Origin of the sequence: Campylobacter novaezeelandiae, from assembly GCF_018968685.1 — a bacterium.
Classification (GTDB): domain Bacteria; phylum Campylobacterota; class Campylobacteria; order Campylobacterales; family Campylobacteraceae; genus Campylobacter_D; species Campylobacter_D novaezeelandiae.
Window position 1 is genome coordinate 1,431,749 of the sequence record NZ_CP076657.1, and the last position, 25,818, is coordinate 1,457,566.

Consider the following 25,818-nt stretch of genomic DNA (forward strand, 5'->3'; position numbering starts at 1 on the left):
GATAAATTTCATCATTTCCACCATAATCAGGAAAATCCCAAATTCCAATATTTATAATAGTATCTTCATTTAACCCAAAAGTAGGAGTCCAAGTTTGAGTATTTTTATCATATTGGAATTTATCTTGAAAATTGCTCCCTGATTCCTTATAGGTTATATCAATAGTTTGACTTGCTAATGCATTTGCATTTAAAATAGCCCCCAAACTTAATCCCAATAAAACTTTGTTTGCATAAAATGAGGTTTTAACCATAAATTTTCTCCTTAAAAAATAAAAAATGATTATACCCCCCCCCTTAAAGCTATTTTAAAATCAACTATTTTTATAACAAATTTCAATAAAATATATAAATCATAAATTTAAAATTTAATATTATGAAGATTGATATTAAAAATATTTTAGTATCATACAGAATAAAAACGGAGTAGATATGGTTAAAATAGAATTTTTAGGACCTATTAATAAAGAAAGTATAGAACTTAAAGTCTCCAATCTTAAAGAATTAAAAGAAATTTTAAAACAAGATGAGAGTCTAAAGGAATGGCTTGGACTTTGTGCGGTTGCTTTAAATGATAAAATCATTTTTGATGAAAATCAAGTTTTAAATTCAGGAGATAAAATTTCACTTTTGCCTCCTGTAGGTGGTGGTTGATGCAAAATTTTATACTCACTCAAGGAGCTTTAAATATCCCTGAAATTTATGCAAAATGGTATGAATTTAGCGTAAAGCAAAATTGCGGGGCTTTGCTTACTTTTTGTGGCATAGTAAGAAATGATAACAATATAGAAGCTTTAAGTTTTGACATTTATGAGCCTTTACTCAAATCTTGGTTTAATACTTGGCAAGAAAAATTTCAAAATGAAACTATAAAATTTATGTTTGCACACTCCATTGGCGATGTTAAAATAGGAGAAAGCTCATATCTTGCAGGAATTTTAAGCAAGCAAAGAAAACTAGGACTTAAGCTTATTAATGATTTTGTAGAAGATTTTAAAGCAAATGCTCCTATTTGGAAATATGATGTAATTAACAAAAAAAGAATTTATGCAAAAGATAGATCGAGCAAATTACAAGGTGCTGGTCTTTTGCAATGATTTAAAACCAAAAAATAATATAGCATAATTTTTAAACACATTTCTATGATGAAATCAAGTATGACAAATTTATGTAACTATATAAAATTAGCATTAAGGATAATTTATGTTGATGTCTTATGAAGAGAGTTTAAAAATTCTACACTCTCATATTAAAACCTATGAAAAGGTTGAAAAGATAGCTCTTACAGAGTGCTTAGGGCGTATTTTAGCAACTGATATCAAAGCGGATAAAAATCAACCTGAATTTTTAACATCAGCCATGGACGGTTATGCAATTAAATTTGAAGATCAAGAAAAACCTTTAAAAATTTTAGGTATTACTCCTGCAGGAAAAATGCCTGAATTTAAAGTTTTAAATGACACTTGTGTTAAAACCTTTACTGGCTCACTTATGAGTGAAGGAAGTGATACTTTAGTGCCTGTTGAAAATATACGCATAGAAAATAACATGCTTTATATAGAAAAAAAAGTTCCTAAAAGTTTTGCGGTTAGAGAGATTGGAGAAAATTATAAAAAAGATGAAATTTTACTAAAAAAAGGCACTAAGCTAAATTATAGCGAGATAGCACTTTTGGCTGAACTTGGATTTTTTCATATTAGTGTATTTATAAAACCTATTATAGGCATTTTAAGCAGCGGAAGTGAGATTAAAGATCTAGGAGAAGCTTTAGAAAATCCTGCTCAAATTAGATCATCAAATCATATAGCTATAGCAAATTTAGCCAAAAAGTTAAATTGCGACACCAGAGTTTTCCCGCTTTTAAAAGATGATGAAAAAGCTACTTTTTCCACCCTTAAAAGTGCTTTACAAAGCTGTGATATTTTGGTTACAACGGGTGGAGTTTCTATGGGGGATTTTGATTTCTTAAAAAAGGCTATTCAAGAATATGAACTTATTATCAATAAAGCTGATATAAAACCTGGACGTCATATCAAAATAGCCAAAGCAAATGAAAAATTTATCATCGCTCTACCTGGTTTTCCTTATTCAGCTATGGTAATGTTCAATCTTTATGCGAGAGAAATTTTAAATGCTTGGCTGCTTCAACCAAAAGATTATATTTGCAAAGCCTTTTTGCAAGGCAGTTATAAGAAAAAAACGCCTTATTTAGAATTTATAGCTTGCAATGTAGAATTTAAAAATGGACGTATTTTGGCAAATTTAGAAGGCAAAAAAGAAGGTTCTAGCGCCATCATCAATAATCTTAATAATAAAGCCGCATTGATGATAGCGCCAAAAGAATGTGAAGTTTTAGAAAACGAAAGCTTAGTAGATATTGTTTTTATGCCTTAAAAAGCTTTTGCTTTATCGCCCTTAGTGTCAAAGTTAGCTTAAATAACTTAGAATAAAAGATAAATTATAAAATATTTCAAAAATTTTATAACGGCTAAATTAAATTTTTATAATCATTTCCCCAAATTTCAAGACTTTTCAATACAGACTCTAAGCTACTTCCTAAAGAAGTAAGCGAGTATTCAACTCTTGGTGGAACTTCTGCATAAACTTTGCGTTTTATAAGTTTTGCCTCCTCAAGTTCGCGCAAATTTTGAGTAAGAACATTTTGAGAAATGTTTTGATTTTTTGTAGATGAAATACTTTTTCTTAATTCTCCAAATCTTTTAGTTCCATCTAATAAATCTCTAATAATTAAAATTTTCCATTTATTTCCAATAAGATTAAGCGCTGTTTCAATTGGACAAAGAGAATAATATTTTTTCATTTATAACCTTATTTTTAAAATTATAGCATATTTTAAAAAAATTATATAATAAAAATATTGAAAATACACAATACTCCTAAAATATATATTATATTATAAAATAATATCTACTTGATTTTTTAATATAAGTATATTTATAATTCTAACACTTATTTTATATCAAACATATTTTAAAGGATAAATTATGAAAATAGCGATTTTATGTGCAAGCGGTAAAGCGGGAAAAGCGATAGCAAAAGAAGCACTAGAAAGGAATTTAGAACTTACTTGTTTTGTGCGAAACAGTTCTAAAATGAGCGAATTTTCTTCTAAGGCTAAAATAATACAAAAAGATCTTTTTGAGCTTGATGCTAAAGATTTAGTTCATTTTGATGCAATTATTGATGCTTTTGGAGAATGGGAAAATTTAAATTTACATAAAAAACATATAGAATTTTTAAGCAAAATTTTACAAGGAAGTAATTCTAAATTATTCGTTGTAGGTGGAGCTGGAAGTTTATATATGGACAAAAGCCATACTGTAAGACTTATGGATACTCCAGCTTTTCCTAAAGAGTATTTGAATATAGCCAAAGCCACTGCAGAAGTTCTTGCTTTTTTACGCAATGAGCAAGGTTTTAAATGGGTATATGTTTCACCAGCTGCTAATTTTATTCCAGAACTTCCAAAAAATCATAATTATAAAATAACAGGAGAACTTTTTGAAGTCAATGCCAATAATGAAAGTAAAATAGGCTATGATGATTATGCAAGTGCTATGATAGATATCATACTTAATCCTAATTATAAAAATACACGCATTAGTGTAATAGGATTATAAATTTAGTCAAAAATTTTTATACCTTAAAATACTTTAAGGTATTTTGATTTAGATTGTGTATTTATAGCTTTAAGTTTTTTAAAAACCCAATTGCTAACTTTATAAATTTTATAATTTATATTTTTTTAAAGCTAGCTCAATAACCAACCCATTTTAATAAAACAACCTATATAAATCGCTTATTAATATTCTTATTAATCACTTAAGAATAATTTGATATAATCCCTTTCTAAGAATTTTTAAGGGTGTTTAATGAATTTTGCAGATATCTTTTCAAGAATTAGAAAAAAACAACCTAGCCCAAATGAAATGCCAGAGCATTGGGTTAAATGTCCAAATTGTCATGCTTTAATGTATTATAAGGAAATTAAAACTTGCTTTAATGTATGCCCTAAATGCGATTTTCATATGAGAATTTCACCCCAAGAAAGGATCGAACTTTTATGTGATGAGAAAAGTTTTATAGAGTTTGATCAAAATCTAGAAGCAAATGACCCTTTAAAATTTGTTGATAGCAAATCTTATAAAAAAAGACTAGCCGAAAGCGAAAGCAAAACTGGAAGAAAAAGTGCTGTTGTGAGTGGAGAATGTCTAATAAACACTCTTAAAGTGCAACTTGTAATTTTTGACTTTGCTTTTATGGGAGGTAGTCTTGGGTCCGTTGAAGGCGAAAAAATTGTTCGTGCTGTTCAAAGATCTATTGTAAGTAAAAGCCCTTTAGTAATAGTTTGTGCCTCAGGTGGAGCTAGAATGCAAGAAAGTAGCTATTCCTTAATGCAAATGAGTAAAACAAGTGCTGCTTTAAAACTTCTCTCTAAAGAAAAAATTCCTTATATATCTGTTTTAACTGATCCTACAATGGGCGGAGTTTCTGCTTCATTTGCATGGCTTGGAGATATCATTATCGCAGAACCTGGTGCTTTAATAGGGTTTGCTGGTGCAAGGGTGATAAAACAAACCATAGGTGCTGAACTTCCAGAAGGTTTTCAAAAGTCCGAATTTTTATTAGAACATGGACTTATAGATGCTATAGTTCCAAGAAGCGAACAAAAAAAATATCTTAGCGATATTTTAAAATTTTTAAGTGGAAAATAAATTTGCGTGTAAACATCATTTGTATACAAAAAAAAGACGAGCTTAAAGAACTTACAAAAAAATACACCAAATTAATTTCTAATTATTCTCAAATTAAAGAATTTAACCTTTTTAATCAAAAAATATCTCTTGCACAAAATATTAGTCCTTTAGAGGCCCAAAAAAGCTATGAAAAAGCTTTTGAACCTTATAAAAAAAACTTTTCAATAGCATTAGATGAAAGAGGTAAAAATCTTAATAGCTTAGAATTTGCTAGATTATTAAAAGATAAAAATGAGGTTAATTTTTTTATAGGTGGAGCTTTTGGCTTACGTAAAGAATTTATTGATACTTTAGATTTTAGTCTTTGTTTTAGTTCTTTTACTTTAGCTCATCAACTTGTGAAAATTTTATTATTGGAACAAATTTATAGAGCTTTTTGTATTAATTTTAATCACCCTTACCACAAATAGGAATCAACATGAATAAAAATGATTTAAATTTTTTAAAGAAATTTCTCGAAAAACGCAAAAGTTTTATTATAGAAAATTTACATAGTAACTCAGCGGAAATTGAAGCTTTACACAATAGCGCACCAAGTGATAGCATTGATTTTTCAGTTATAGAAACAAACTCGCAAATTGATTTAGCTATTAGTGCAAATTTAAAAGAAGAATTAAATGAAATTTTAGACGCTTTAGAAAAAATTAAAAATAATATTTATGGCACATGCGAACTTTGTGAAGATGATATTGGCATAGAAAGATTAAAAATTAAACCGCATGCAAAATACTGTATCACTTGTAGAGAAATCATAGAAAAAGGCAAAAACAATGAAAATTAGTCTTTTTATATTTGCGTCTTTAATATATACCATTTTTATAATGCTGTTTATGTTTTATCTTGATCTTGGAACTTATACTTTAAATATTTTTAGTTACTCTATAGAACTTCCTGTTATGACTTGGTTTGCTATCGTCCTTGTTATATTTATAATTTTTACAATTTTACATATAAGCTTTTATAGTTTTTTAAATTATTTGAAATTTAAATATTTTTTAAAAGATAGTAATAAATTTGAAAATTTTATTATTGACTTACTTTTGGAAAAAGAAACAAAAATTAACTTTCAAACAAAAGAATTTAAGCAGGTTGCTAATTTAACAAAAATTCTAAAAACCCATCAAAAAGACAAACCAAATTCCAAAATAAATGATATTTTAGATCTCATTGATGGTATAAAACGTGGAGAATACCGCAATCTTAATAAATTTAAACTTGAAAAAAATAATATTTTATTCTTGCAAAATGAAAAAAACCATATGGCAAATGATATAAATTATGCTTATAATAAAATAAAATATCTTGAACAAATAGAAGATGAACTCTCAGAATATGCTTTTGATATACTTATAAAAAAAGGCACATATGAACAAATAAAAAATATCAAGATAAATAAAACCCAAGATCAAATTTTAACCATCATTAATCGTTTTAAAAATCAAGAGCTAAAGTTAAGCTTGGCTGAATTTGAAGTATTAATCAATAGATCTGATTTAAATGAAAGCGAATTCCTGCAAATTGCAAAATCAAGCACTGCATCTTTAAATCCTGATGTAATTTTAAATATTTTTAAAAAAATAAAAGATAATCACAATGAAGCTTTAAAAGCGTATTTATATCTTTTAGCTCATTTTTCTATGTTTGATGAATTATTAAATGAAATTAAAAATGATGAAAAGAAATTCAGCGACTTTGCTAATATTCTTTTATTAAGAGAACATCATAAAAAATTTGATCTTGATAAATTAATTGTATGATTGATTTTAATAATAAACCTTTATTTTTAGCCCCTATGGCGGGGTTTTCAGATTTGCCATTTAGAAATGTTGTTAAAAAATTCGGTGCTGATGTAACCATTAGTGAAATGATAAGTTCTAATGCTTTAGTTTATGAAAATAAAAAAACTCTACATATGTTAAAAAAAGCAGAACTTGAAAAACCTTATATAGTTCAAATTGCAGGAAGTGATGCTGAAATTATTAAAAAAGCGGTATTGATATTAAATGAAATTGATTTTATAGACGGGATTGATTTTAATTGCGGATGCCCAGTAAATAAAGTTGTAAAACAATGTGCAGGCAGTGCCTTGCTAAAAGATTTAGATCTTTTTAAAAAACTTGTTGCAACCATTAAAGAGCACAACAAAAAATCTCTAACTAGTGTCAAATTTCGCTTAGGATTTGATGATAAGTATCCTGAAAAAATGGCTAAAATTTGTGAAGAACTTGAAATAAATTTTATAAGTATTCATGGACGCACAAGAAAGGCTCTTTATAGCGGGAATGCAGATTATAAATCTATAGCTTATGCTAAAAGTCAAGTAAAAATTCCAGTTATTGCAAATGGCGATATTAATGCTTCAAATGCCAATGAAGTATTTAATATCACAAAATGTGATGGTTTAATGATAGGTAGAGCAAGCGTTGGAAACCCCTGGATTTTTTATGAAATCAAAGAAGGAAAAAAAATAGATAAGGCTTTAAAAAAAGAAATTATTTTATTTCATTTTGATGAGATTATAAAACATTATGGAAATTTAGGAGTAAATATTTTTAAAAAACATCTACACGAATATTCTAAAACACACAAGAATGCTTGTGCATTTAGATCTGAAATCAATCATTACACCAAAGCTTTAGAAATGAGAAATAGTATAGAAAATTTTTTCTAACTTTTATCTTTATATGCCTCTAAAGCCATCAAGCTTAAAATTTCAAATAGTTCTTTATCATTGTTAATACTATCTTTAATAGCTGAATTCAAACATCTCATAAACAAATCATTTTTCATTCCGTCAAATAAAGGATTATAAAGTTCTTTTGAAATTAAAGTCAAAACAATAATGTTAATAAGTTTAGTAGACTTTATAAGAGGAATATTTTCTATAATTTCTTCAATTTGTTTTCTTTCTAAACTAGAATTTTGATCAAAATTAATCTTTTTTTGATTTTGTTTTAATTCTTTAAAATTTTGTCTTATAAGCTCTAAAAGATCTTGGTATCCAAATAACTTACTATCTTGGATTTGTAGTGTGTCGCTTTTTTGTTCTTTATCTTTAACAAAATCTAAATTATTTTTAGCTTTAATATTTTCTTTTATATTGTCATTAAGATCAATATTAACTTTAAATCTAGGCTCTATGGCAATTTCTAATTCATTATGTCTTGGTATATCCTCTATTTTAAGCTTAGCCTCTATAGCCTCATTATCAATATCACTAATATCAGTAAAACGGAATTTTAAATCCCCTATTTTGAAAGTATCCCCCTTGTTAATAATCACATCAAAACCGCTTTGCAACTTTGAAAAAGACTCATTATAAAAAATTATAGAATCATCAATAGGGCAAATTGTAAAAAACCCTTCTTCAAATTTAATTTGAACATGTTTATCTTTAATTTGTTTTTTTAAATCCTGTACACTAAAAGAACACTCAGGATCAGAGCCTATAACTCCACCATTTTCATCAAAAATATGCGCTCTATTTTTGCCTAAACTATCTTCAATATTTTCAAGCAAAATTCCCATCTTTTCCATTTTCACCCCTTCACCCTTTTAATCATTTTAAAATCATCTAATATTTTAATAATATCATTAACACTAGCTCCACTTATTAACATAAAATCAAAATATCTCTCTTTATTATCAAATAAAATGCTATAAGTGCCATTATCCATATAATTTGCTTCTTTTAATAATTTATACCAAGCCCATTCTCCTTTATAATTTTTATTATAATTTATATTTGTATTATTAAAAGAATAAGCATTTAAGCTTAAAATAGTAGAAGTATTAAATTGATCTGCAATAATTTGTAGATTTGTTTTTAAAGTATGATCATATCTTATTTTATAAGAATTATAAGAAAGCTCTATAAAAGAAAAACTAGAACTTAAATCCAAGCTTTTTAAAATAAAATTAACCTTTATATTATCATTTAAATCAAGCATTAAATTTGAAAGCATATAAGATTTTGAAAGAAAGGTTAAAAATTCTTTAGAAAAAACAAATCTTTTAGCAAAAGTTTCTTTTATAAAATATTCATTTTTCTTTCTGATTAAAATATTATTTAAGTATTTTTCATAAAACTGATTTAAAATCCCGCTTTTTCCAAAAAACTCCTTAAAAGCATCTATACTTAAATCATCGTTAGAATTATTATTAAAAGGATAAAATGGAGCTATATTATTTATAAAAGGAGTATAAACCTCATTAAACCACGTATTATCAAGCAATAAAAATCCATAATCTTGCATAAATTCATAAGAATAAGAAATAAGCAAAGAATAATATCTTTGTAAGCTAGGAGGTAGTTTTTTAATATGGGTTAAAAATACATCAAAAATATCATTTGCTTCTTTGTTTTGATTAAAAATATAATTTATTTTTTCTTGAGTATTTAAATCATTATTAGTAAAATTAGAAATTCTACTAATTAAAACGTTTAAATCCTCATTTATAATATCCATAATATTGCTTACATTATTGGCATTGTTTGTATTTAAAATATTATCAATTAAACTTTTATTATCTAAAAGAGTATGATAGGCACTAAAATAATTACTCACGCTCATAAAAATAGTTTTAATTTCACTAGCATTCACACCCAAATTATAAGCTTGGCCCAACAATAAAGCATCATTTAAATTAGTATTAATATTTATAATTTCAATTAAAGCTTTTATAGGATTTTCTTTACTGGCTAAGATATTTAAATTATCAAGCAAAGCTTCTTTTGAGATATATCTTTGAGGGGCAAGATTTAAAAGTAAATTTTTGTATTGCTCTTTATATTGTTCTAAATATAACTTAATAATATTTAAAATAATAAAATTCTTACTTTCTTTTTTTGAACTTAAACCATCAAATACCCAAGCATCTATGCTTATAGCTTGATCAATTGTTTGATTGATATTTTTTAAAAAAGCCATCAATGCTTTTTTGTTATAAGATAAATCTACATTAATGTTTTTATTTGCAAAAATATTTTCTAAAGAAAAACCTAGCTCATCTTTAAGATTATAAATTTGATCTTTTTGTTTTGTGTCTAAAAAATTAAGTAAAAAATAAATTCTTTGAAATTTATTTATTTTACCAAGCTTTAAAAAAGCCTCATTGATGCTTTGTTTATTTTCTAAAAACTCATTTAAATCAATTTTTTTAAGAGTATCAATCCTATTTAAAAAATTCTCTTTTGAAAGTTCATATTTATTTAAAAAGATCCAATTTTTATCAATCCATTTTTTTAATAATTCTTTATTAAGAGCGTTTTCTTTAAACAAAGATCTATACATATATAAAGTTTCAACCAAAACCTTAGGATTGTTTTGAGTTTGTAAAATATTTTCCATTTCTTTAATAAGAGTATTTTCAAGTATATTTTCATTAAGTTTATAATAAAAATCCAAAATAGGAGTAAAGGCTTTATAAGAAATATTTAAATTAAAATATTCCAAAAAAGAAGTTTTATTATTAAATTCAGAATAAGAACTTAAGATACTTTTTAAATTAGCCAACAATTTAGCCTTTTGCAAAATGTCTAAATGCTTATAATCAGAATCTTTAAGCAAATTTTCGATTTGATTTAAGACATTATTGGCCTTTTGTTGTTCTTTATTATTAATTTCAATAAAATAAGAAGATAAAAAATAAGAACAAATAAATAAAGCTAAAACTAAAAATAAAAAACTAAATTTCTTAAATAAATTTTTTAAAGTTAATTGGCTTAAAAAATAATCTTTAAAAATAATATCTTCAAATAAAGATTTAATAAAATAGCTTTTCTTATTTATAAAGCGTGTAGAATGTGCTAAAGGTTTTTTTATATCATATTTTTCACATACAGTATCTAATAAAAAATTTCTTGGTATATTTTCTTGATAAGCACTAATAAAATACACTCCTCTTAAATAAGAATGATTTTTAAAAGTATTTTTGCTTTGAATTTGTAAGATAAATTCCTTTATTAAAGCAAGCAAATTGTCAAATTGTTTTAAGAAAAGATAGATTTTAGTTTTCTCTTCTAAAGAATATATAAATTGATTTTTACTCATAAAAGCAAAAAGTAAAGCATTGCTTAATTCTTTAAAATCTTTATCTAGTTTTTCTTGATTTATTTCCTCTAAAAAACTAATGCCTAAAGCTTTATTTGAAATTGTCTCATTAAAAATTTCAAAATATTCTTTCATGCCCAATAAAAGATCGATCTTTGAAAAAACTATATAAATAGGAAGTTTTAAATTTAAAATATCTTCAATTTCATCTACTCTTTTGCCAAGATAACGTAAAAGATTTTTTGAATACTCCTTAGAATTACTCAAAAAAGCTTGAGTATCTATTACCAAAACAACACCATTTAATTTATTGTAAAAAAATTTTCTATTTAAAAAAAATAAAAAGTTTTGCCAAATATTTTGCTTAATTAAAAACTCTTTATTTTTAATAAGATCATCTTCTGGTAATTCATCACTTCTTAAAGGCTTAAAAAGCTCTTCTTGGGAAAAATATTTTCCTTCAGTATCAAGCAAAGCTCCTTTTTTTGAAATATAAAGAGCAAAATTGTTTGTAGATTGATGTAATTTCTTATAAGAATTTAAACTATCACTTAAAGGATATTCCATATTAGAATAATTTATCAAAGAGCTTTTTCCAGCACCCTCTTTTCCTATTATCATAACCAATGGGAGTTTTTTGATCTTTAAATTTTTAAAGGTATTTTTTGCATCTTTTAAAATAATAAAAAAATTCCTTTTAGCTCTATATAAAAAAATATTAGCTTCTTTTCTTAATCTTTTAAATTTTAATCTTTTTGCATCTTTTAAAGAAAATATCAATCTCATTAAAGGTTTTAATAAAAAAAATAAAAAAATAATTACCCAAGTTATAGCAATAATAGCAATTCTTAAATAAGCATCACTAAAAATATAAAAATCATTAAATGCTATTAAAGAACCCCAAAAATAAAACAAGAAACTAAGTGCAAATAAAAAGATTAAAAAAATTGTAAGTGCAAACCATTTGGATTTAAAAAAAAATATCAGTTTTTCAAGCATAAACTATCCTAAAAGGTAATTTTGTAACATTTTATAAAATTTTTACACAATTTATAATAAAGTATAAAAAATATTGCTAGAATATTAAGTATTAGATTTAAAGGAGTTGCTATGGCACAACCAGCATATATAAAAATAGAAGGCTCCACTCAAGGACTTATCTCAAGTGGTGCTTCTACTGAAGCAAGTATAGGAAATCGCTACCAAGCAGGACATGAAGATGAGATTATGGCTCAAGAAATCTCTCACATAGTAACAGTGCCTGTTGATCAACAAAGCGGACAACCCTCAGGACAAAGAGTGCATAAACCCTTTAGTTTTACTTGCTCTTTAAACAAAGCCGTTCCATTGCTTTATAATGCTCTAACTAGCGGAGAAAGACTTCCTAATGTTGAAGTACATTGGTTTAGAACTTCAACAAGTGGTGGACAAGAGCATTTTTTTACAACCAAATTAGAGGATGCAATTATTACAGATATTACTCTTATAATGCCAAATGCTCAAGATCCAAATAATCACAACAAAACTGAACTTTTTAAAGTCTCGCTTAATTACAGAAAAATTACTTGGGAGCATGTAGCTGCTGGAACAAGTGGTGCAGATGATTGGAGAGAAAAAGCTTAATTAATATTTTAATTAAGCTTTATGCTCTGATTAAATTCAGCAATTGTCTTATTTATTTCTTCTTTTACTTTTAAATTATTATTATGAAGATCTATTAAAGAATACAAATAAAAAAATAAAACAAAAACAATAGGCAAAATAATAAGAGTTTTTTTAAAATATAATCTTTTAAATTTTTGCCAAAGATTTTCTTTAATTTTATTTTCATAAGCTTTATTAAAAACTAATTGTTCATCTACATTAAAAAGAGGAGTCAAACTCGAACTTATATTATTTAAAAAATTAACCACTTTTTCTTTAACGTTTTCATCATTTGAATACTTTCCTTGATAACCCAAAGCTAAAAGCGCATAAATAAATTCAAGATAATCTTTATTTTTTAAAGGATCGCTTAACCAATTTAAGGCTATATCATAAAAATTATTTCCGCCCAAAGCTTCATCAAATAAGCTAATTGTTAAAGTATTATTTGCCCAAGAACTATTAATAAAAATACTATTTTTCATAAGCATCTCATCAATAAAAACACAAAGACAATATCTTAGTTTAATTATATCTTTTTCCTCATATTCTTTATAAGCTCCAAGCTTTAAACTCCAAGCTAAAATATCATTAATTAAATCATCTTTAAGATTTTGCATAAAGCTTAAATCAATAGAATTTAATTTAGACAATCTAAAAATAAGCAATAAAAGCTCTAAAGAATTATCAATTACTTTATTATTTCCAAGCCCTTTAAACTGCGAACTTAAAATCAGATTTAATTCTTTTTCTTGCATTTTTTACCTTAAAAAAGAGCCCACATCTTAATATCAGCTTCTTTTATATTATTAGTTAAGTAAATGCTAATCACATTTTCACCCTTAAAGTCTTTAAATAATTTATCCTCTTTGTCTAATTTATAATAAATATAACCATTTAAATAAGGAATATTAGAAGGAATATTTGGAATTTGTTCTATATTTAAACCTTTTAACTGGGTTGCAACAATTTCTTTAATTTTGCTTTGAGTATAAATTTTACTTTGAGTTTTAAAATTGCGAAGCAAATACTCATAACCAACGCTAGAATGTACTGCTAAATAAAGTTCAGCTTGTTCTAAAATTGAATCATTATCAAATAATAAATCATAAAAACCATTGCCATTATTTACAAGTTTAGCTATGCTATATTTAGGAGAGGTAATTTTTGAAAATAAAACTCTTATATGATTAATAAGCAAAATAAAAGTAGAGCTTAAATCATCATGATTATAAGCTATAAACTCTAATTCTTCCTCATTACTTAAAGCATATAATTCTCCTTGAAATTCTATAAGTTTTTCATATAAAAATTCTGGATGAATTTTTTCTTTATTGTTGATATAAGAAAAGATTAAATACCATTTTTTTAAAAGATTTAAAGTTAAATAAGTGCTAAAATCCAAAGTATTTTTAGTTTTATCTATACCTTTAAATACATTTTTAAAAGTGATTTTGTGCTGATTAATTGTATAAAGAATTTGATTTAAAAAAGATTTTACAATATTTATTTTATTTAAATTAAGACAAGTTGGAATAAAATTTTCATCAAGCTCTATTTTTTTATGTGCTGAAATATTTTTAATTTTACAAATAGGAATTTCGAGTTCATTAGCATTTGCATTTCCCAAAACGCCTAGTTTCAATCTTAAACTTGCAAGTGCTATATTCATCTTATCTTGTGCAAAAGTAGAATTTTTTATATCCTCATCTTCTTCAAAATCTTTAAATTCGTTATTACCATCATAGACTTTAGAGGCTATAATACTTCTTATAGTTTTGTATTTAAGTTCTAAATCATTATTAAGAGCAACATCAGCTAAGGCTTCATTTGTTAAAGAAGTTTTTAAAACTATAATTGGACTATTTAAAGTGTTAAAATCAAGCTCTAATGGCTCTGGTAAAATATCTTGCATTGGAGCATCAAAAATACTTCCATCACGTGCAATGCCAGATACTTTTTTTAAAGCAATTCTTCCAAATTCTAGCATTTCTTTATCAAATTCTAAATCAATAATGCCATATAAAGCATTAAAAAGATGGATTGTTTTTGTATTTATATTACGTTCTATATATCTTTCTTGCTGCTCAAAATGAATTTTATCTATACTTAAACCATTAAACCAAACAACTTTTAATTTATCTGCCATCTTTTTTCCTAAAGCTTTTTAATACCTTCTTTATTGATTTCAAAAATAAGAAGTTTGTTTTTTCCAAAACCTTTAGCATCTTTAGTACTTGTATAAATTTTAGAAATTGTGCCATTAGTATATAAAACAAGCACTCCTATAAAAGGCGTTTCATCATCCTTAACCTCAAGAGCTAAGGTTTGTTCTTTAGGGGCTAATTGAAGCCTTAAAGCATCGATTTTATCTTTAGAAAGTATTTGATCTTGACTTATTAAATCAGCATTATTACTTTCTTTAAATTTGCTTATATCTTTTAATTGATAAATAATAATTGTAAGAGGAACATCATCAAGACGTTTATTTAAATTAGAATTTTCTTCATTAATTATTTTTATACCCACAGTACTTGAACAAGCATTAAACAACAAAAAGCATAAAGTTAAAAAGATTTTTTTATGCATTTTTCTTTATCCTTTAAGATTTAAAGCAAGTAAATTAACATAATATTTTTTAAATTTTAATTATAATTATAAAAGTTAATAGAATTTGGAGTATGAATGACTTTTGCAAAAAGTATAAATAATGATTTTAAACAAGAAGAGTATTATGAACTCTTAGAATATCAAATGTCTAAATATCAAACTCTAAATCATGAAAGTATTGAATGGGATAAAGTGTATGAATACTCGCTTAATCTTTTAAAGACTAAAACAATTGATATTAAAATTTGCAATTATTTCTCTTTGGCTTGTTTATATCTTAATAATGCAACAGTTTATGAGAATTTATTAAAACTATTTAAGCATTTAAACTCTTTATTAAATTCTAACACACTAACACAAGATGAAAAAATATTAAATTCTTACAAAAAAAGATTAGAAGGTATTATAAAAAATTTTATAAATCAATTTAATAATGCAAAATTAAATATTAATCCTGATATGGCCTTAGAATTTAATGAAATTTTTAAAGAATTAGAAAAAAGCCTAAATATTTCTTTTATAGAATTAAATATACAAAAAGCTAAAATACAAGATAATCAACACAATAAAGAAAAAATAAATTTAAATAATGAAGAAACAAAAAAAGAAAGCATTGATCTTTTAAATGATAGATCTTATAAAACTTATTTTAATGATTTAGCCTTTAAACTTTTAACCAATGATATAGATAATTTAACGGCCTATGCATTATTTATTGAAGCTTGTTGGGGTAAAATTGAACACTTACCTCCTCATGAAAATTTTATCACTTTTATTGAAAGTCCTAATAAAAATTTAGAAGAACTCTTACTTAAAGAGTCCTCAAATCTTTTAGAACACATAAAACTTTTTATGTCTCATCTTGCTTTAAATCCTTTTTGGTTTGAAGGATTTAAGATGTTTTGTGAATTTTTAAAAAAACACAAAAAATACAATATAGCAAAATTTTTATGTTCTTTAATCTATAATTTTATTGATCGTTTTAAAGAGCTTTTAAAACTTAAATTTAGCAATAACACTCCTTTTTGCGAACAAAGCTTATTAAACTACTTTTCTAATAAAAATGAAAATACAAAAACCAATCCATCTAAAATTCAAAAAGATTTAAATCAAAGTTTAATAGATATTGATAAAAACCGTGATAATTCTTTATTTAGCACTCTTAATTCTTTAATACAAATGGCTGAACTTTTCGAAGAGCAAAAAATGGAATATAACGCAAAGATTATTTATACACAAATTAAAGATTTAATGGAAAAAAAACTCTTAAAAGATTATTTAACTAAAGAATATGAAAAAGCGAAACTAAAAGCTTTTAATTAGCTAATATTTATTTTTAATTGTTTATAATATTTTAAATTTAAATTAAAGGATAATTAATGTCTGAGGGATCAAACGCTCCAAAAGAGCGCATTAATATTACTTACAAAGCTAAAACAAACGGGCAAAATGCTGATGTTGAATTACCTTTAAAATTAATGATAATGTCTGATTTAACCGCAAGTGAAAATAAAAAGAATTTAGAAGAAAGAGAAATTCTTTCTATTAATAAAAATAATTTTGATCAAGTGATGCAAAAACTAAATATTAATACCTCATTTAGCGTAAAAAATACTCTAAGTGAAAATAATGAAGGTGAGTTAAATATTAATCTTCATATTTCTAATATGAAAGACTTCTCTCCTGATAACATTATAAAGCAAGTTCCAGAACTTAATAAACTCTTACAATTAAGAGAAGCTTTAATGGCTTTAAAAGGGCCTATGGGGAATATACCTGATTTTAGAAAAGCTCTCTTGGAGGCTTTAATGGATAAAGGCTCAAAAGAACAATTACTTTTAGAAATTAAAGAAGAAAAGGAATAAAATGCAAGATAAAACACTCACGCCTTCTATAATTGATACCATTATGGAAAAAACAAAATATAATAAAAATGATGAGAGTTATGCCATAGCAAAAAAAGGTGTTGCTGAGTTTATATCTAGCATTGTTCAAAATGATAATGTTGAGGATAAGATTAATAAATTTGTTCTAGATGAAATGATTGCAAGAATTGATACTTTACTTTCTGCTCAAATGGATGAAATTTTACACCATAAAGAATTTCAAAAATTAGAATCTACTTGGAGAGGAATTTCATTTTTAGTTCAAAGAACTGACTTTAATGAAAATATTAAAATTGATTTATTTGATATAAGCAAAGAAGAGGCCTTAGAAGATTTTGAGAACAATCCTGATATAACTCAAAGCATTGTTTATAAAAATATTTATTCTGCTGAGTATGGACAATTTGGAGGAGAACCTGTTGGAGCTATTATAGGAGATTATGAATTAAGCACAAGTAGCCCTGATATGAATTTTTTAAATAAAATGTCTTCTATTGCTGCAATGAGTCATTCTCCTTTTATCACTTCTTTATCTGCATCTTTTTTTGGACTTGAAAATTACGCAGAATTAGCCAATGTCAAAGATTTAAAAAGTTTACTTGAAGGACCTCAATATACAAGATGGCATACCTTTAGAGAAAATGAAGATTCTAAATATGCAGGTTTGCTTGTAACAAGATTTTTAACAAGAAGTCCTTATGATGATAAAGAAAATCCTATTAAAAGTTTTAATTATAAAGAAAATATCCACGCTTCGCATGAGCATTTATTATGGGGTAATTCAGCCTATGCCTTTGCTACAAGATTAAGTGAAAGTTTTGCAAAGTATAGATGGTGTGGAAGCATTATAGGACCAAAAAGCGGAGGAAGTGTAAAAGACTTGCCTACTTATTTTTATGAAAGCTTTGGAACACTTGAGGCTAAAATTCCAACAGAAGTGCTAATTACAGATAGAAGAGAATTTGAACTTGCAGAAAATGGTTTTATAGCTTTAACCTTAAGAAGAGATACAAATAACGCGGCTTTTTTCTCAGCAAATTCAGCCTTAAAACCTAAAATATTTGCTAATACTCAAGAGGGCAAAGAAGCTGAGATGAATTATCGTTTAGGAACTCAACTTCCTTATATTTTCTTAATTTCAAGGCTTGCTCATTATCTTAAAGTTCTACAAAGAGAAGAAATTGGTAGCTGGAAAGAAAGAAGTGATATTGAAAATGGACTTAATGAATGGATAAGACAATACGTATCAGATCAAGAAAATCCTCCTGCTGAAGTAAGAAGTAAAAGACCTTTTAGAGCAGCTAGTATTAAAGTTGAAAATGTAGCAGGAGAAGTAGGCTGGTATAAAATAAATCTTAGCGTAAGACCTCATTTTAAATATATGGGCGGTAATTTTGAACTTTCTTTAGTAGGAAAGCTTGATAAAGAATAATTAATGTCTTTTTTAGATAAAATTATTCACAATCTTGATGAACAAAATTCTAAAGCTTTTATAGAGGATAAATATAAAGATATTAAAAACAATATAAAAGCTTTACTCAATACCAAGCTTGATGATTGCTTAAGTATAAATGACTTAGGTATTCATACAGATTTAAATTTAAGCGCTAATGAGCTTTCTTCAAATATGGCTAAAGAAATAAATTATTTAATTTCTAAATATGAAAAAAGGATAAAAATTATATCCATTAATTATGATTATTCCTTAAGTCCTTGGCAGCTTAGTTTTCTTTTAAAATGTATTGATGATGAAATGAAAGAAATTAATTATGAAATTATTTTTAAAAATAATCGCTATTATGAGGTTTTTTGATGGATAAAGAAAACATTTTTTACTATCAAAAAGAGCTTGATTATCTTCACAAAAGCAAGGAAACTATTTTAGAATTTTATCCTAAATTAGCTCCTTTTTTAGATAAAAACTCCAAAGATCCAGATGTAGAAAGAATCATTGAAAATCTTGCTATTTTAACCTCAAAAATTCACAAAGAATTAGATGAAAATATTCCTTATATAGCACAGTCTTTAATCAATATACTTTCTCCAAATTATACAAATTCTTTACCATCTTTATGTTTACAAGAATTTGCTTTTGAAAAAAATGCTAAAGAAAATAAAATTTTAATTCCTAAATCAAGCATACTCAAAACTAAACCCGTAGATAAAATTGAATGCGAATTTAAAACTACTTATGATGTTTATCTTTATCCTTTAGAAATTGAAGAAGTTTTCTTAAACAATGAAAAAAAATATCATAGCATGGATATAAAATTAAAAATCAATAAAGAAAATACGAAACTAAGTGATCTAAATTTAGAAAGAATCAATCTTTATCTTGGAGATGAAGTTTATGTCTCAACTACTTTACTTTTATATATTCATCTTTATCTTCAAGAATTAAGTATTATCTTAGAAAATAATGAAGAAATTAAATTAAATCCTTATTATATTAAAACCATGGGATTTAATAGTAATGAAAGTGTCATAAAATATAATGATTTAGGTTTTGAAGCGTTTTCTTTATTGAGAGAATATTTTTTTATTCCTCAGAAATTTAATTTTATTGGTATTGAAAATTTAAATATTTTAAATAATATATCAGATTTAAGTTTTACTCTACGCTTTAAATTCTTAAAAGCCTTACCTAAAGAATGCATACCAAAAGCTCATATGTTTTCCTTAGCAGTAAGTCCTATTATTAATATTTTTGAAAAAAGTGCTGAACCTATTATCAATAATCATACTAAAGATGCTTATAAAATATTTATAGATAGAACTCATGAAGATGCTTATGAATTAATAGAAGTAATACAAGTAAAAGCTCATAGTAATATAGGCGAGGTAAAAATGCTTAAAAATTATAATAGCTTTGAAAGATTTTCCTTGCAAAATAAAGATAATTTTTATTATATAAGTTCTAAATCTGATTCTAAGAATAATTCTTTTAAAGAAATCTCTTTCTTTACTGATAATGAAAATTTTATTGAAACTATAAGTATCAATGCTTTATGTTCTAATAAAAACTTGCCTTTAAAATTAAAAATAGCAGATATTAATCATTTAAAAGATTTTAAAAATATTAAAACAAAAAATATCACTCTTGCAAGCGCTTTAAGAGAAGTTAAGGTAGATGGAAGCTTACTTTATAAATTAGTAGCACTACTTTCTTTTAATTATCAAAGTTTATTAAGCAAAGATTCTTTTTTGGCTATCTTAAATACTTATAGTTTTATGGATGATAAGGAGAATAAAAGTATATGTGAACTTTTAGAAAAAGCTATTATAAATATAAAAGCAAAAACTATCTATTCTTCTTATCATTTAAACAAAAGAGGGACTTTATGTATTATAGATATAGATGATTCTTGTTTTTATTCTTTAGGAGATGTTTATAGATTAGGTTTAGTTTTATCTAGATTCTTTGGTTCTTTTACAAGCATTAATTCCTTTTTTAAATTAAAGATTAAATGTTTAAAAAATGAAGATATTTTTACTTATCCTATTGTAAGCGGTAATAAGGAGTTAATGTGAGAGATGAATTTTTAGAGTATGATTTTTATAGGTTGATTAGAAAACTTCTTAAAAACTATAATAAAAAAGATATTTTTTTAAGATCAAATCCTAGCTTAAAACATCCCAATAAAGAAATCGAGGCTATTAAATTTAATAAAAAAAATCAAAAAATTCTAATTGAAATAATAGTTAATTTTATAGGATTGCAAGGAAGCACTTCTCAATTACCTAGCTATATGTTAGACAAACTATCAAGAAGTCAAAATAGTTCAGAATGGACCTTATTTTTTGATTTCTTTAATCACTATATACTATGGTTATTTTTTGAAAGTAAAAATTTAAGAAATTATGCAAGATCTTTTAAAGAAGATTTCAGTGATACTTTATCTAGGATATTATTTTCTTTACTTGGGATTGAAAATAATAATATCGCTAAAAAATATTTGCAATTTGCTCCCTTGCTTTTAAGTTTTAGACGACCAAAATACTATATAGAAAAAGCTTTGGAAAGTAATTTTAATCTATATAATAAAATAAGCATTATAGAAAATATCCCTCATCAAATTACAATTCCATCATATGAAAAAAATAAACTGGGTTCAAAAAACAATATTCTGGGAAATAATTTAATTTTAGGAAAAAAAATTATATCTTACAGTAGCAAAATAGCTATTTATATAAAAAATATAGAATATGAGCAAGCTTTAAATTTTTTTCCTGGAAAAAAATCCTATCAAGAATTAAAAGAAAGTATCGTTTTTTTAACTAATAATGAATTTGATACGGATTTATATTTAAAAATTAAATATAATAAAAAAATGAGTTTTATTTTAGGAGATAAAAGCTCCTCAAAACTTGGGCTAGCAAAAATTCTAAAAAAGCCCAAAAACTCTTATGGTTTTATATATACAAAATTATAAATTTAAAAATTTATAATATTTATTTTGACTATTATAGATACTCTAATTTGCAAGTTATCTATTTTTAAAAGTATCAAAAATTCATCTTTATCCAAAAAATAATATCAGCTTGAAACTTTGCAATAATTTACCTTTATCTTTTTGTAATAAATTTTGCAAATCCTATGCCTTTAAAACTTCCCTAATCTCTATCTTTTAAAAAACACAAAAAAAGAATTATATACGTTTTATTATTTTAACAATGTCATTTATAAATAAAAGGTTATATAAAAGCTTGATATCTCTACATAAATTTTAAATATAATCTTGCTACTTTATTAAAATCATTTATAAAAAATATCTTTATATATCATAACCTAAAAATTTATCAAGTGCTTACAATTTATCACTTAAAAAGTTTAAATTATTATTAATAAATGATTTTATATTTTAAACATAATAAATTTAAATCTTAACCCTCTCATTCATTAGATAATACCTATCTTAACCATTCTAAAAACCATTAAAAATAAACATTCTAAAATAACTAAAATATAAAAAACAATTAGAATTTAAATTAAATCATAAACATTCAACTTAATATATTAAACAAACAATCCTAAATAATCTTTTTAAAACCTTAATATTGAAATTATTATTTATAATTAGTAGTATGTAGTATAAGAAGTAAATTAACAAGTCCGCAATGAGCTACTTTCCCCCTGCCAGTAAGGCGTAGTATCATCACCCACGATGTGCTTAGCTTCTTGGTTCGGGATGGAGCAAGGCGTTTCCACATCTGTATAATCACGGACATTGTTATTTAAATATTCTTTATTCTATCTTTAATATTATTTATAAAAGACAATGATTAATTTACACATTTATTATTTAAGTAAGAATACTTAAAAAACAATGTTAAAAGCAAGTTTAAAACCTTACTCATTTAAAGGTGTAAAACCTTAACAAGGAAGTGATGCTTTATTTAAGATAAGCCAAACGCTCTATTAGTACTGGTCAGCTAAAGGACTTTCATCCATTACACACCCAGCCTATCAAACTAGTAGTCTTCTAGAGAGCTTAGAGAAGATTCATCTTAGAGTTGGCTTCACGCTTAGATGCTTTCAGCGTTTATCCTTTCCAAACTTAGCTACGCTGCGATGCTCTTGGCAGAACAACAGCTACACCAGTGGTTTGTTCAACCCGGTCCTCTCGTACTAGGGTCAAATCTCTTCAATCTTCTTACGCCCACGGCAGATAGGGACCGAACTGTCTCACGACGTTCTGAACCCAGCTCGCGTACCGCTTTAAATGGCGAACAGCCATACCCTTGGGACCTGCTCCAGCCCCAGGATGCGATGAGCCGACATCGAGGTGCCAAACCTCCCCGTCGATGTGAGCTCTTGGGGGAGATCAGCCTGTTATCCCCGGGGTACCTTTTATCCTTTGAGCGATGGCCCTTCCACACAGAACCACCGGATCACTAAGACCGACTTTCGTCTCTGCTTGACTTGTATGTCTTGCAGTTAAGCTGGCTTATACCTTTATACTCTACTAGCGATTTCCAACCGCTATGAGCCAACCTTTGTAAGCCTCCGTTATTATTTGGGAGGCGACCGCCCCAGTCAAACTACCCACCAGACATTGTCCCACTTGAGGATAACTCAAGCTGGTTAGCTACCCAAATAAGAAAGAGTGGTATCTCAACAATGGCTCATAATAAACTGGCGTCTATTACTCAAAGCCTCCCACCTATCCTGCACATTCTTATCCAAGTAGCAGTGTCAAGCTGTAGTAAAGGTCCACGGGGTCTTTCCGTCTTGCCGCGGGTAGGAGGAATTTTCACCTCCACTACAATTTCACTGGATCCCTCTTTGAGACAGCTCCCATCTCGTTACGCCATTCATGCAGGTCGGTATTTAACCGACAAGGAATTTCGCTACCTTAGGACCGTTATAGTTACGGCCGCCGTTTACTCGGGCTTCGATCAAGAGCTTCGCTAATGCTAACCCCATCAATTAACCTTCGAGCACCGGGCAGGCGTCACACCCTATACATCCTCTTACGAGTTAGCAGAGTGCTGTGTTTTTGGTAAACAGTCGGGAGGGACTCTTTGTTGTAAGTTTCTTCGCTTTCGGAGTAAATCCTAATACGAAGCGAACCACACCTTATACCGAAGATACGGTGCTATTTTGCAGAGTTCCTTAAAGAGAGTTCTTCCACGCGCCTTAGAATACTCATCCCACCCACCTGTGTCGGTTTACGGTACGGGCAACATTAGCTAAACTTAGAAACTTTTCTTGGCTCGACGGCATCAGGGGTTCTCCTATCCATCCGAAGACTTCAAAGAGCCTTTCAGTTCTCAGAGTATTGTTATACGGATTTGCCTATATAACCTCCTACAACCTTAGACTAGCACTTCCATCCGCTAGCCCCCTTAGCCCTAAGCGTCCTTCCATCGCACACTAATGTTGGTATTGGAATATTAACCAATTTGCCATCACCTACCCCTTTCGGACTCGGCTTAGGACCCGACTAACCCTACGATGACGAGCATCGCGTAGGAAACCTTGGGTTTACGGCGTTAATGATTCTCACATTAATTATCGCTACTCATGCCTGCATGCTCACTTCTATTCGCTCCAGCACTCCTTACCGGTATACCTTCGACGCAAATAGAACGCTCTCCTACCACTTGACAAAGTCAAGTCTACAGCTTCGGTACTTACTTTAGCCCCGTTATATTTTCCGCGCAAAATCACTAGACCAGTGAGCTATTACGCTTTCTTTAAAGGATGGCTGCTTCTAAGCCAACCTCCTGGTTGTTTAAGTAACTTCACATCGTTTTCCACTTAAGTAAGATTTAGGGACCTTAGCTGGTAGTCTGGGTTGTTTCCCTCTTGACGACGGATTTTATCACTCGCCGCCTGACTGCTGTGATTACATATAAGGTATTCGGAGTTTGATAGGGTTTGGTACATTGGTGTATGCCCTAGCCCATTCAGTGCTCTACCCCCTTATATTACGACACAACGCTATACCTAAATATATTTCGGAGAGAACCAGCTATCACGAAGTTTGATTGGCCTTTCACCCCTATCCACAAGTCATCCCGGGGCTTTTCAACGCCTATGGGTTCAGTCCTCCACTAGTTCTTACACTAGCTTCAACTTGCTCATGGATAGATCACTTCGTTTCGGGTCTGCAGCATCTGACTAAAACGCCCTATTCAGACTCGCTTTCGCTACGGCTTCGCGTGTGCTTAACCTTGCCAGACACCACAACTCGCAGGCTCATTATGCAAAAGGCAGTCCATCACCCTGTATTGCTACATAGGGCTCTGAATGATTGTAAGCAAATGGTTTCAGGTTCTATTTCACTCTGATCACCTCAGTTCTTTTCACCTTTCCCTCACGGTACTTGTGCACTATCGATCTGGTAGTAGTATTTAGGGTTGGATCGTGGTCGACCCAGCTTCAGACAAAATTCCACGTGTTTCGCCCTACTCAGGATACTGCTAGTTAAAGTCAGCTTTTCGCATACGGGACTATCACCCTCTATGGCTATACTTTCCAGAATGTTCTGCTAAGCTTTTTTTATACATATTGCAGTCCTACAACCCCCAATGCAAGCATTGGGTTTGCCCTCTTACGCTTTCGCTCGCCGCTACTTACGCAATCTCTATTGATTTCTTTTCCTGAGGGTACTAAGATGTTTCAATTCCCCTCGTTCGCTCCTATTAAGGTAATGTATATCTCTATACATTGGGTTGCCCCATTCGGAAATCTACGGATCAAAGCTTCTTGACAGCTCCCCGTAGCTTATCGCAGTCTAGTACGTCCTTCATCGCCTTTACCAGTCAAGGCATCCACCATTCGCTCTTAGTAGCTTACCTTTTGACTTCTTTATAAAAAAGAAGTTTGCATAAAAGTTAGACTAGAATCTAACTTCTACCTTTTATTCTAAAACGCATCACTTCCTTGTTAAAGTTTTACAATAAGTCTTTTATATTCAAGACGGAAAGCATTTAATACTTATAAATAAATATTAAAACTCAACTTTAGATAATATTTATACTAAAGAAAAATATAAAATCTTATTCTTTAACAAGCTTAGTAAAATTGTTTTTTAAAACTTGCTTGTGACTCTTAACATTGATAAGTAAAAGAACATTTAGGTAAAACCTAAAGTAAATATATAAAAAATTATATAATTTAAATATACTTACTTTAGATTTAAACCTTTTTTCAAATCTTAATCCTATGGTGGGCCTAACAAGACTTGAACTTGTGACCTCACCCTTATCAGGGGTGCACTCTAACCAGCTGAGCTATAGGCCCTTATATGGTGGAGAATAGCGGGATCGAACCGCTGACCTCCTGCGTGCAAAGCAGGCGCTCTCCCAGCTGAGCTAATTCCCCAAAATTAGCTTTTCA

The 25,818-nt window shown here is 27.6% G+C and carries 23 protein-coding genes, 2 tRNA genes and 2 rRNA genes; 17 read left to right on the forward strand and 10 right to left on the reverse strand.

All coding sequences use genetic code 11. The annotated features are described in order from the left end of the window. The first annotated feature begins 431 nt into the window (after positions 1-431). From CNZW441b_RS07270 to CNZW441b_RS07280, 3 genes are all read left to right on the forward strand, one after another. Entirely contained in the window at positions 432-653 is a 222-nt protein-coding gene (locus CNZW441b_RS07270; protein ID WP_131163077.1) for a MoaD/ThiS family protein, read from the forward strand. Then, the gene (locus CNZW441b_RS07275; RefSeq protein WP_216681378.1) at positions 653-1,096 is read left to right on the forward strand and encodes a molybdopterin synthase catalytic subunit; all 444 of its coding nucleotides are present in this window, start codon (positions 653-655) and stop codon (positions 1,094-1,096) included. The genes CNZW441b_RS07270 and CNZW441b_RS07275 overlap by 1 nt, the downstream gene beginning before the upstream one ends. A gap of 106 nt (positions 1,097-1,202) precedes the next feature. Next, positions 1,203-2,393, forward strand: a complete 1,191-nt coding sequence (locus tag CNZW441b_RS07280) for a molybdopterin molybdotransferase MoeA (protein WP_216681379.1) — start codon at positions 1,203-1,205, stop codon at positions 2,391-2,393. A 94-nt stretch (positions 2,394-2,487) separates the two neighbouring features. Here CNZW441b_RS07280 and rrpB read toward each other — a convergent pair whose 3' ends face one another. Further along, positions 2,488-2,820: a MarR family transcription factor RrpB gene (gene rrpB / locus CNZW441b_RS07285; protein WP_131165733.1), complete on the reverse strand. Its 333-nt coding sequence runs from the start codon at positions 2,818-2,820 to the stop codon at positions 2,488-2,490. Between the two features lie 184 nt (positions 2,821-3,004). Between rrpB and CNZW441b_RS07290 the strand changes: the two genes are divergently transcribed. The 6 genes from CNZW441b_RS07290 (at position 3,005) to CNZW441b_RS07315 (ending at position 7,448) form a co-directional block, all read left to right on the forward strand. Next, positions 3,005-3,640 (forward strand): NAD(P)-dependent oxidoreductase, encoded by a 636-nt coding sequence (locus tag CNZW441b_RS07290; RefSeq protein ID WP_216681380.1) that lies wholly within the window; start codon positions 3,005-3,007, stop codon positions 3,638-3,640. A 252-nt stretch (positions 3,641-3,892) separates the two neighbouring features. Continuing rightward, entirely contained in the window at positions 3,893-4,735 is an 843-nt protein-coding gene (gene accD / locus CNZW441b_RS07295) for an acetyl-CoA carboxylase, carboxyltransferase subunit beta (protein ID WP_131163072.1), read from the forward strand. Positions 4,736-4,737: 2 nt separating this feature from the next. Next, entirely contained in the window at positions 4,738-5,187 is a 450-nt protein-coding gene (locus tag CNZW441b_RS07300; RefSeq protein WP_131165735.1) for a 23S rRNA (pseudouridine(1915)-N(3))-methyltransferase RlmH, read from the forward strand. 8 nt (positions 5,188-5,195) lie between these two features. Then, on the forward strand, positions 5,196-5,558 hold the full coding sequence (gene dksA / locus CNZW441b_RS07305; protein WP_131163070.1) for an RNA polymerase-binding protein DksA: 363 nt from the start codon (positions 5,196-5,198) through the stop codon (positions 5,556-5,558). Further along, positions 5,548-6,534: a hypothetical protein gene (locus tag CNZW441b_RS07310; RefSeq protein WP_131165736.1), complete on the forward strand. Its 987-nt coding sequence runs from the start codon at positions 5,548-5,550 to the stop codon at positions 6,532-6,534. Before dksA ends, CNZW441b_RS07310 begins: the two co-directional genes overlap by 11 nt. Next, a complete protein-coding gene (locus CNZW441b_RS07315) occupies positions 6,531-7,448 on the forward strand; it encodes a tRNA dihydrouridine synthase (RefSeq protein WP_131165737.1) in 918 nt (305 codons plus the stop codon). Before CNZW441b_RS07310 ends, CNZW441b_RS07315 begins: the two co-directional genes overlap by 4 nt. Here CNZW441b_RS07315 and CNZW441b_RS07320 read toward each other — a convergent pair. Both CNZW441b_RS07320 and tssM read right to left on the reverse strand, forming a co-directional pair. Continuing rightward, a complete protein-coding gene (locus CNZW441b_RS07320) occupies positions 7,445-8,314 on the reverse strand; it encodes an FHA domain-containing protein (protein WP_131165738.1) in 870 nt (289 codons plus the stop codon). The genes CNZW441b_RS07315 and CNZW441b_RS07320 overlap by 4 nt on opposite strands. A 2-nt stretch (positions 8,315-8,316) precedes the next feature. Then, complete coding sequence (gene tssM, locus CNZW441b_RS07325) at positions 8,317-11,829, reverse strand: type VI secretion system membrane subunit TssM (protein ID WP_216681381.1); 3,513 nt, start codon at positions 11,827-11,829, stop codon at positions 8,317-8,319. Positions 11,830-11,940: 111 nt separating this feature from the next. On the opposite strand from tssM, the gene CNZW441b_RS07330 reads away from it, so the two are divergent. Further along, complete coding sequence (locus tag CNZW441b_RS07330) at positions 11,941-12,453, forward strand: Hcp family type VI secretion system effector (RefSeq protein ID WP_131163065.1); 513 nt, start codon at positions 11,941-11,943, stop codon at positions 12,451-12,453. 8 nt (positions 12,454-12,461) lie between these two features. Here the strand turns inward: CNZW441b_RS07330 and icmH are convergent, their stop codons facing one another. From icmH to tssJ, 3 genes are read right to left on the reverse strand one after another with little or no spacing between them, the layout of a single operon-like run. Then, positions 12,462-13,232, reverse strand: a complete 771-nt coding sequence (gene icmH / locus CNZW441b_RS07335; protein ID WP_216681382.1) for a type IVB secretion system protein IcmH/DotU — start codon at positions 13,230-13,232, stop codon at positions 12,462-12,464. 8 nt (positions 13,233-13,240) lie between these two features. Further along, positions 13,241-14,623, reverse strand: a complete 1,383-nt coding sequence (gene tssK, locus CNZW441b_RS07340; RefSeq protein WP_216681383.1) for a type VI secretion system baseplate subunit TssK — start codon at positions 14,621-14,623, stop codon at positions 13,241-13,243. Between the two features lie 8 nt (positions 14,624-14,631). Continuing rightward, the gene (gene tssJ / locus CNZW441b_RS07345) at positions 14,632-15,003 is read right to left on the reverse strand and encodes a type VI secretion system lipoprotein TssJ (protein ID WP_425331636.1); all 372 of its coding nucleotides are present in this window, start codon (positions 15,001-15,003) and stop codon (positions 14,632-14,634) included. Positions 15,004-15,035: 32 nt separating this feature from the next. Between tssJ and pheL the strand changes: the two genes are divergently transcribed. From pheL to tssG, 7 genes are all read left to right on the forward strand, one after another. Continuing rightward, positions 15,036-15,080, forward strand: a complete 45-nt coding sequence (gene pheL, locus CNZW441b_RS08305; protein WP_373563805.1) for a pheA operon leader peptide PheL — start codon at positions 15,036-15,038, stop codon at positions 15,078-15,080. 79 nt (positions 15,081-15,159) lie between these two features. Beyond that, positions 15,160-16,407: a type VI secretion system domain-containing protein gene (locus CNZW441b_RS07350; RefSeq protein ID WP_216681386.1), complete on the forward strand. Its 1,248-nt coding sequence runs from the start codon at positions 15,160-15,162 to the stop codon at positions 16,405-16,407. 56 nt (positions 16,408-16,463) lie between these two features. Continuing rightward, entirely contained in the window at positions 16,464-16,949 is a 486-nt protein-coding gene (gene tssB / locus CNZW441b_RS07355) for a type VI secretion system contractile sheath small subunit (RefSeq protein ID WP_131163060.1), read from the forward strand. Between the two features lies 1 nt (position 16,950). Continuing rightward, positions 16,951-18,402 (forward strand): type VI secretion system contractile sheath large subunit, encoded by a 1,452-nt coding sequence (gene tssC / locus CNZW441b_RS07360; RefSeq protein WP_131163059.1) that lies wholly within the window; start codon positions 16,951-16,953, stop codon positions 18,400-18,402. A gap of 3 nt (positions 18,403-18,405) precedes the next feature. Next, positions 18,406-18,783: a GPW/gp25 family protein gene (locus CNZW441b_RS07365; RefSeq protein WP_131163058.1), complete on the forward strand. Its 378-nt coding sequence runs from the start codon at positions 18,406-18,408 to the stop codon at positions 18,781-18,783. Further along, positions 18,783-20,501: a type VI secretion system baseplate subunit TssF gene (gene tssF, locus CNZW441b_RS07370; RefSeq protein ID WP_216681387.1), complete on the forward strand. Its 1,719-nt coding sequence runs from the start codon at positions 18,783-18,785 to the stop codon at positions 20,499-20,501. Before CNZW441b_RS07365 ends, tssF begins: the two co-directional genes overlap by 1 nt. Further along, the gene (gene tssG, locus CNZW441b_RS07375; protein WP_216681388.1) at positions 20,498-21,403 is read left to right on the forward strand and encodes a type VI secretion system baseplate subunit TssG; all 906 of its coding nucleotides are present in this window, start codon (positions 20,498-20,500) and stop codon (positions 21,401-21,403) included. Before tssF ends, tssG begins: the two co-directional genes overlap by 4 nt. A 677-nt stretch (positions 21,404-22,080) precedes the next feature. Here tssG and rrf read toward each other — a convergent pair. The 4 genes from rrf to CNZW441b_RS07395 all read right to left on the reverse strand — a co-directional run bounded on the left by rrf (position 22,081) and on the right by CNZW441b_RS07395 (position 25,803). Continuing rightward, positions 22,081-22,197 (reverse strand): 5S ribosomal RNA (gene rrf, locus CNZW441b_RS07380). 171 nt (positions 22,198-22,368) lie between these two features. Then, positions 22,369-25,277 (reverse strand): 23S ribosomal RNA (locus tag CNZW441b_RS07385). Positions 25,278-25,645: 368 nt separating this feature from the next. Next, positions 25,646-25,722: transfer RNA gene (locus tag CNZW441b_RS07390), tRNA-Ile, on the reverse strand. A gap of 5 nt (positions 25,723-25,727) precedes the next feature. Further along, positions 25,728-25,803, reverse strand: a tRNA-Ala gene (locus tag CNZW441b_RS07395). Positions 25,804-25,818: the final 15 nt, after the last annotated feature.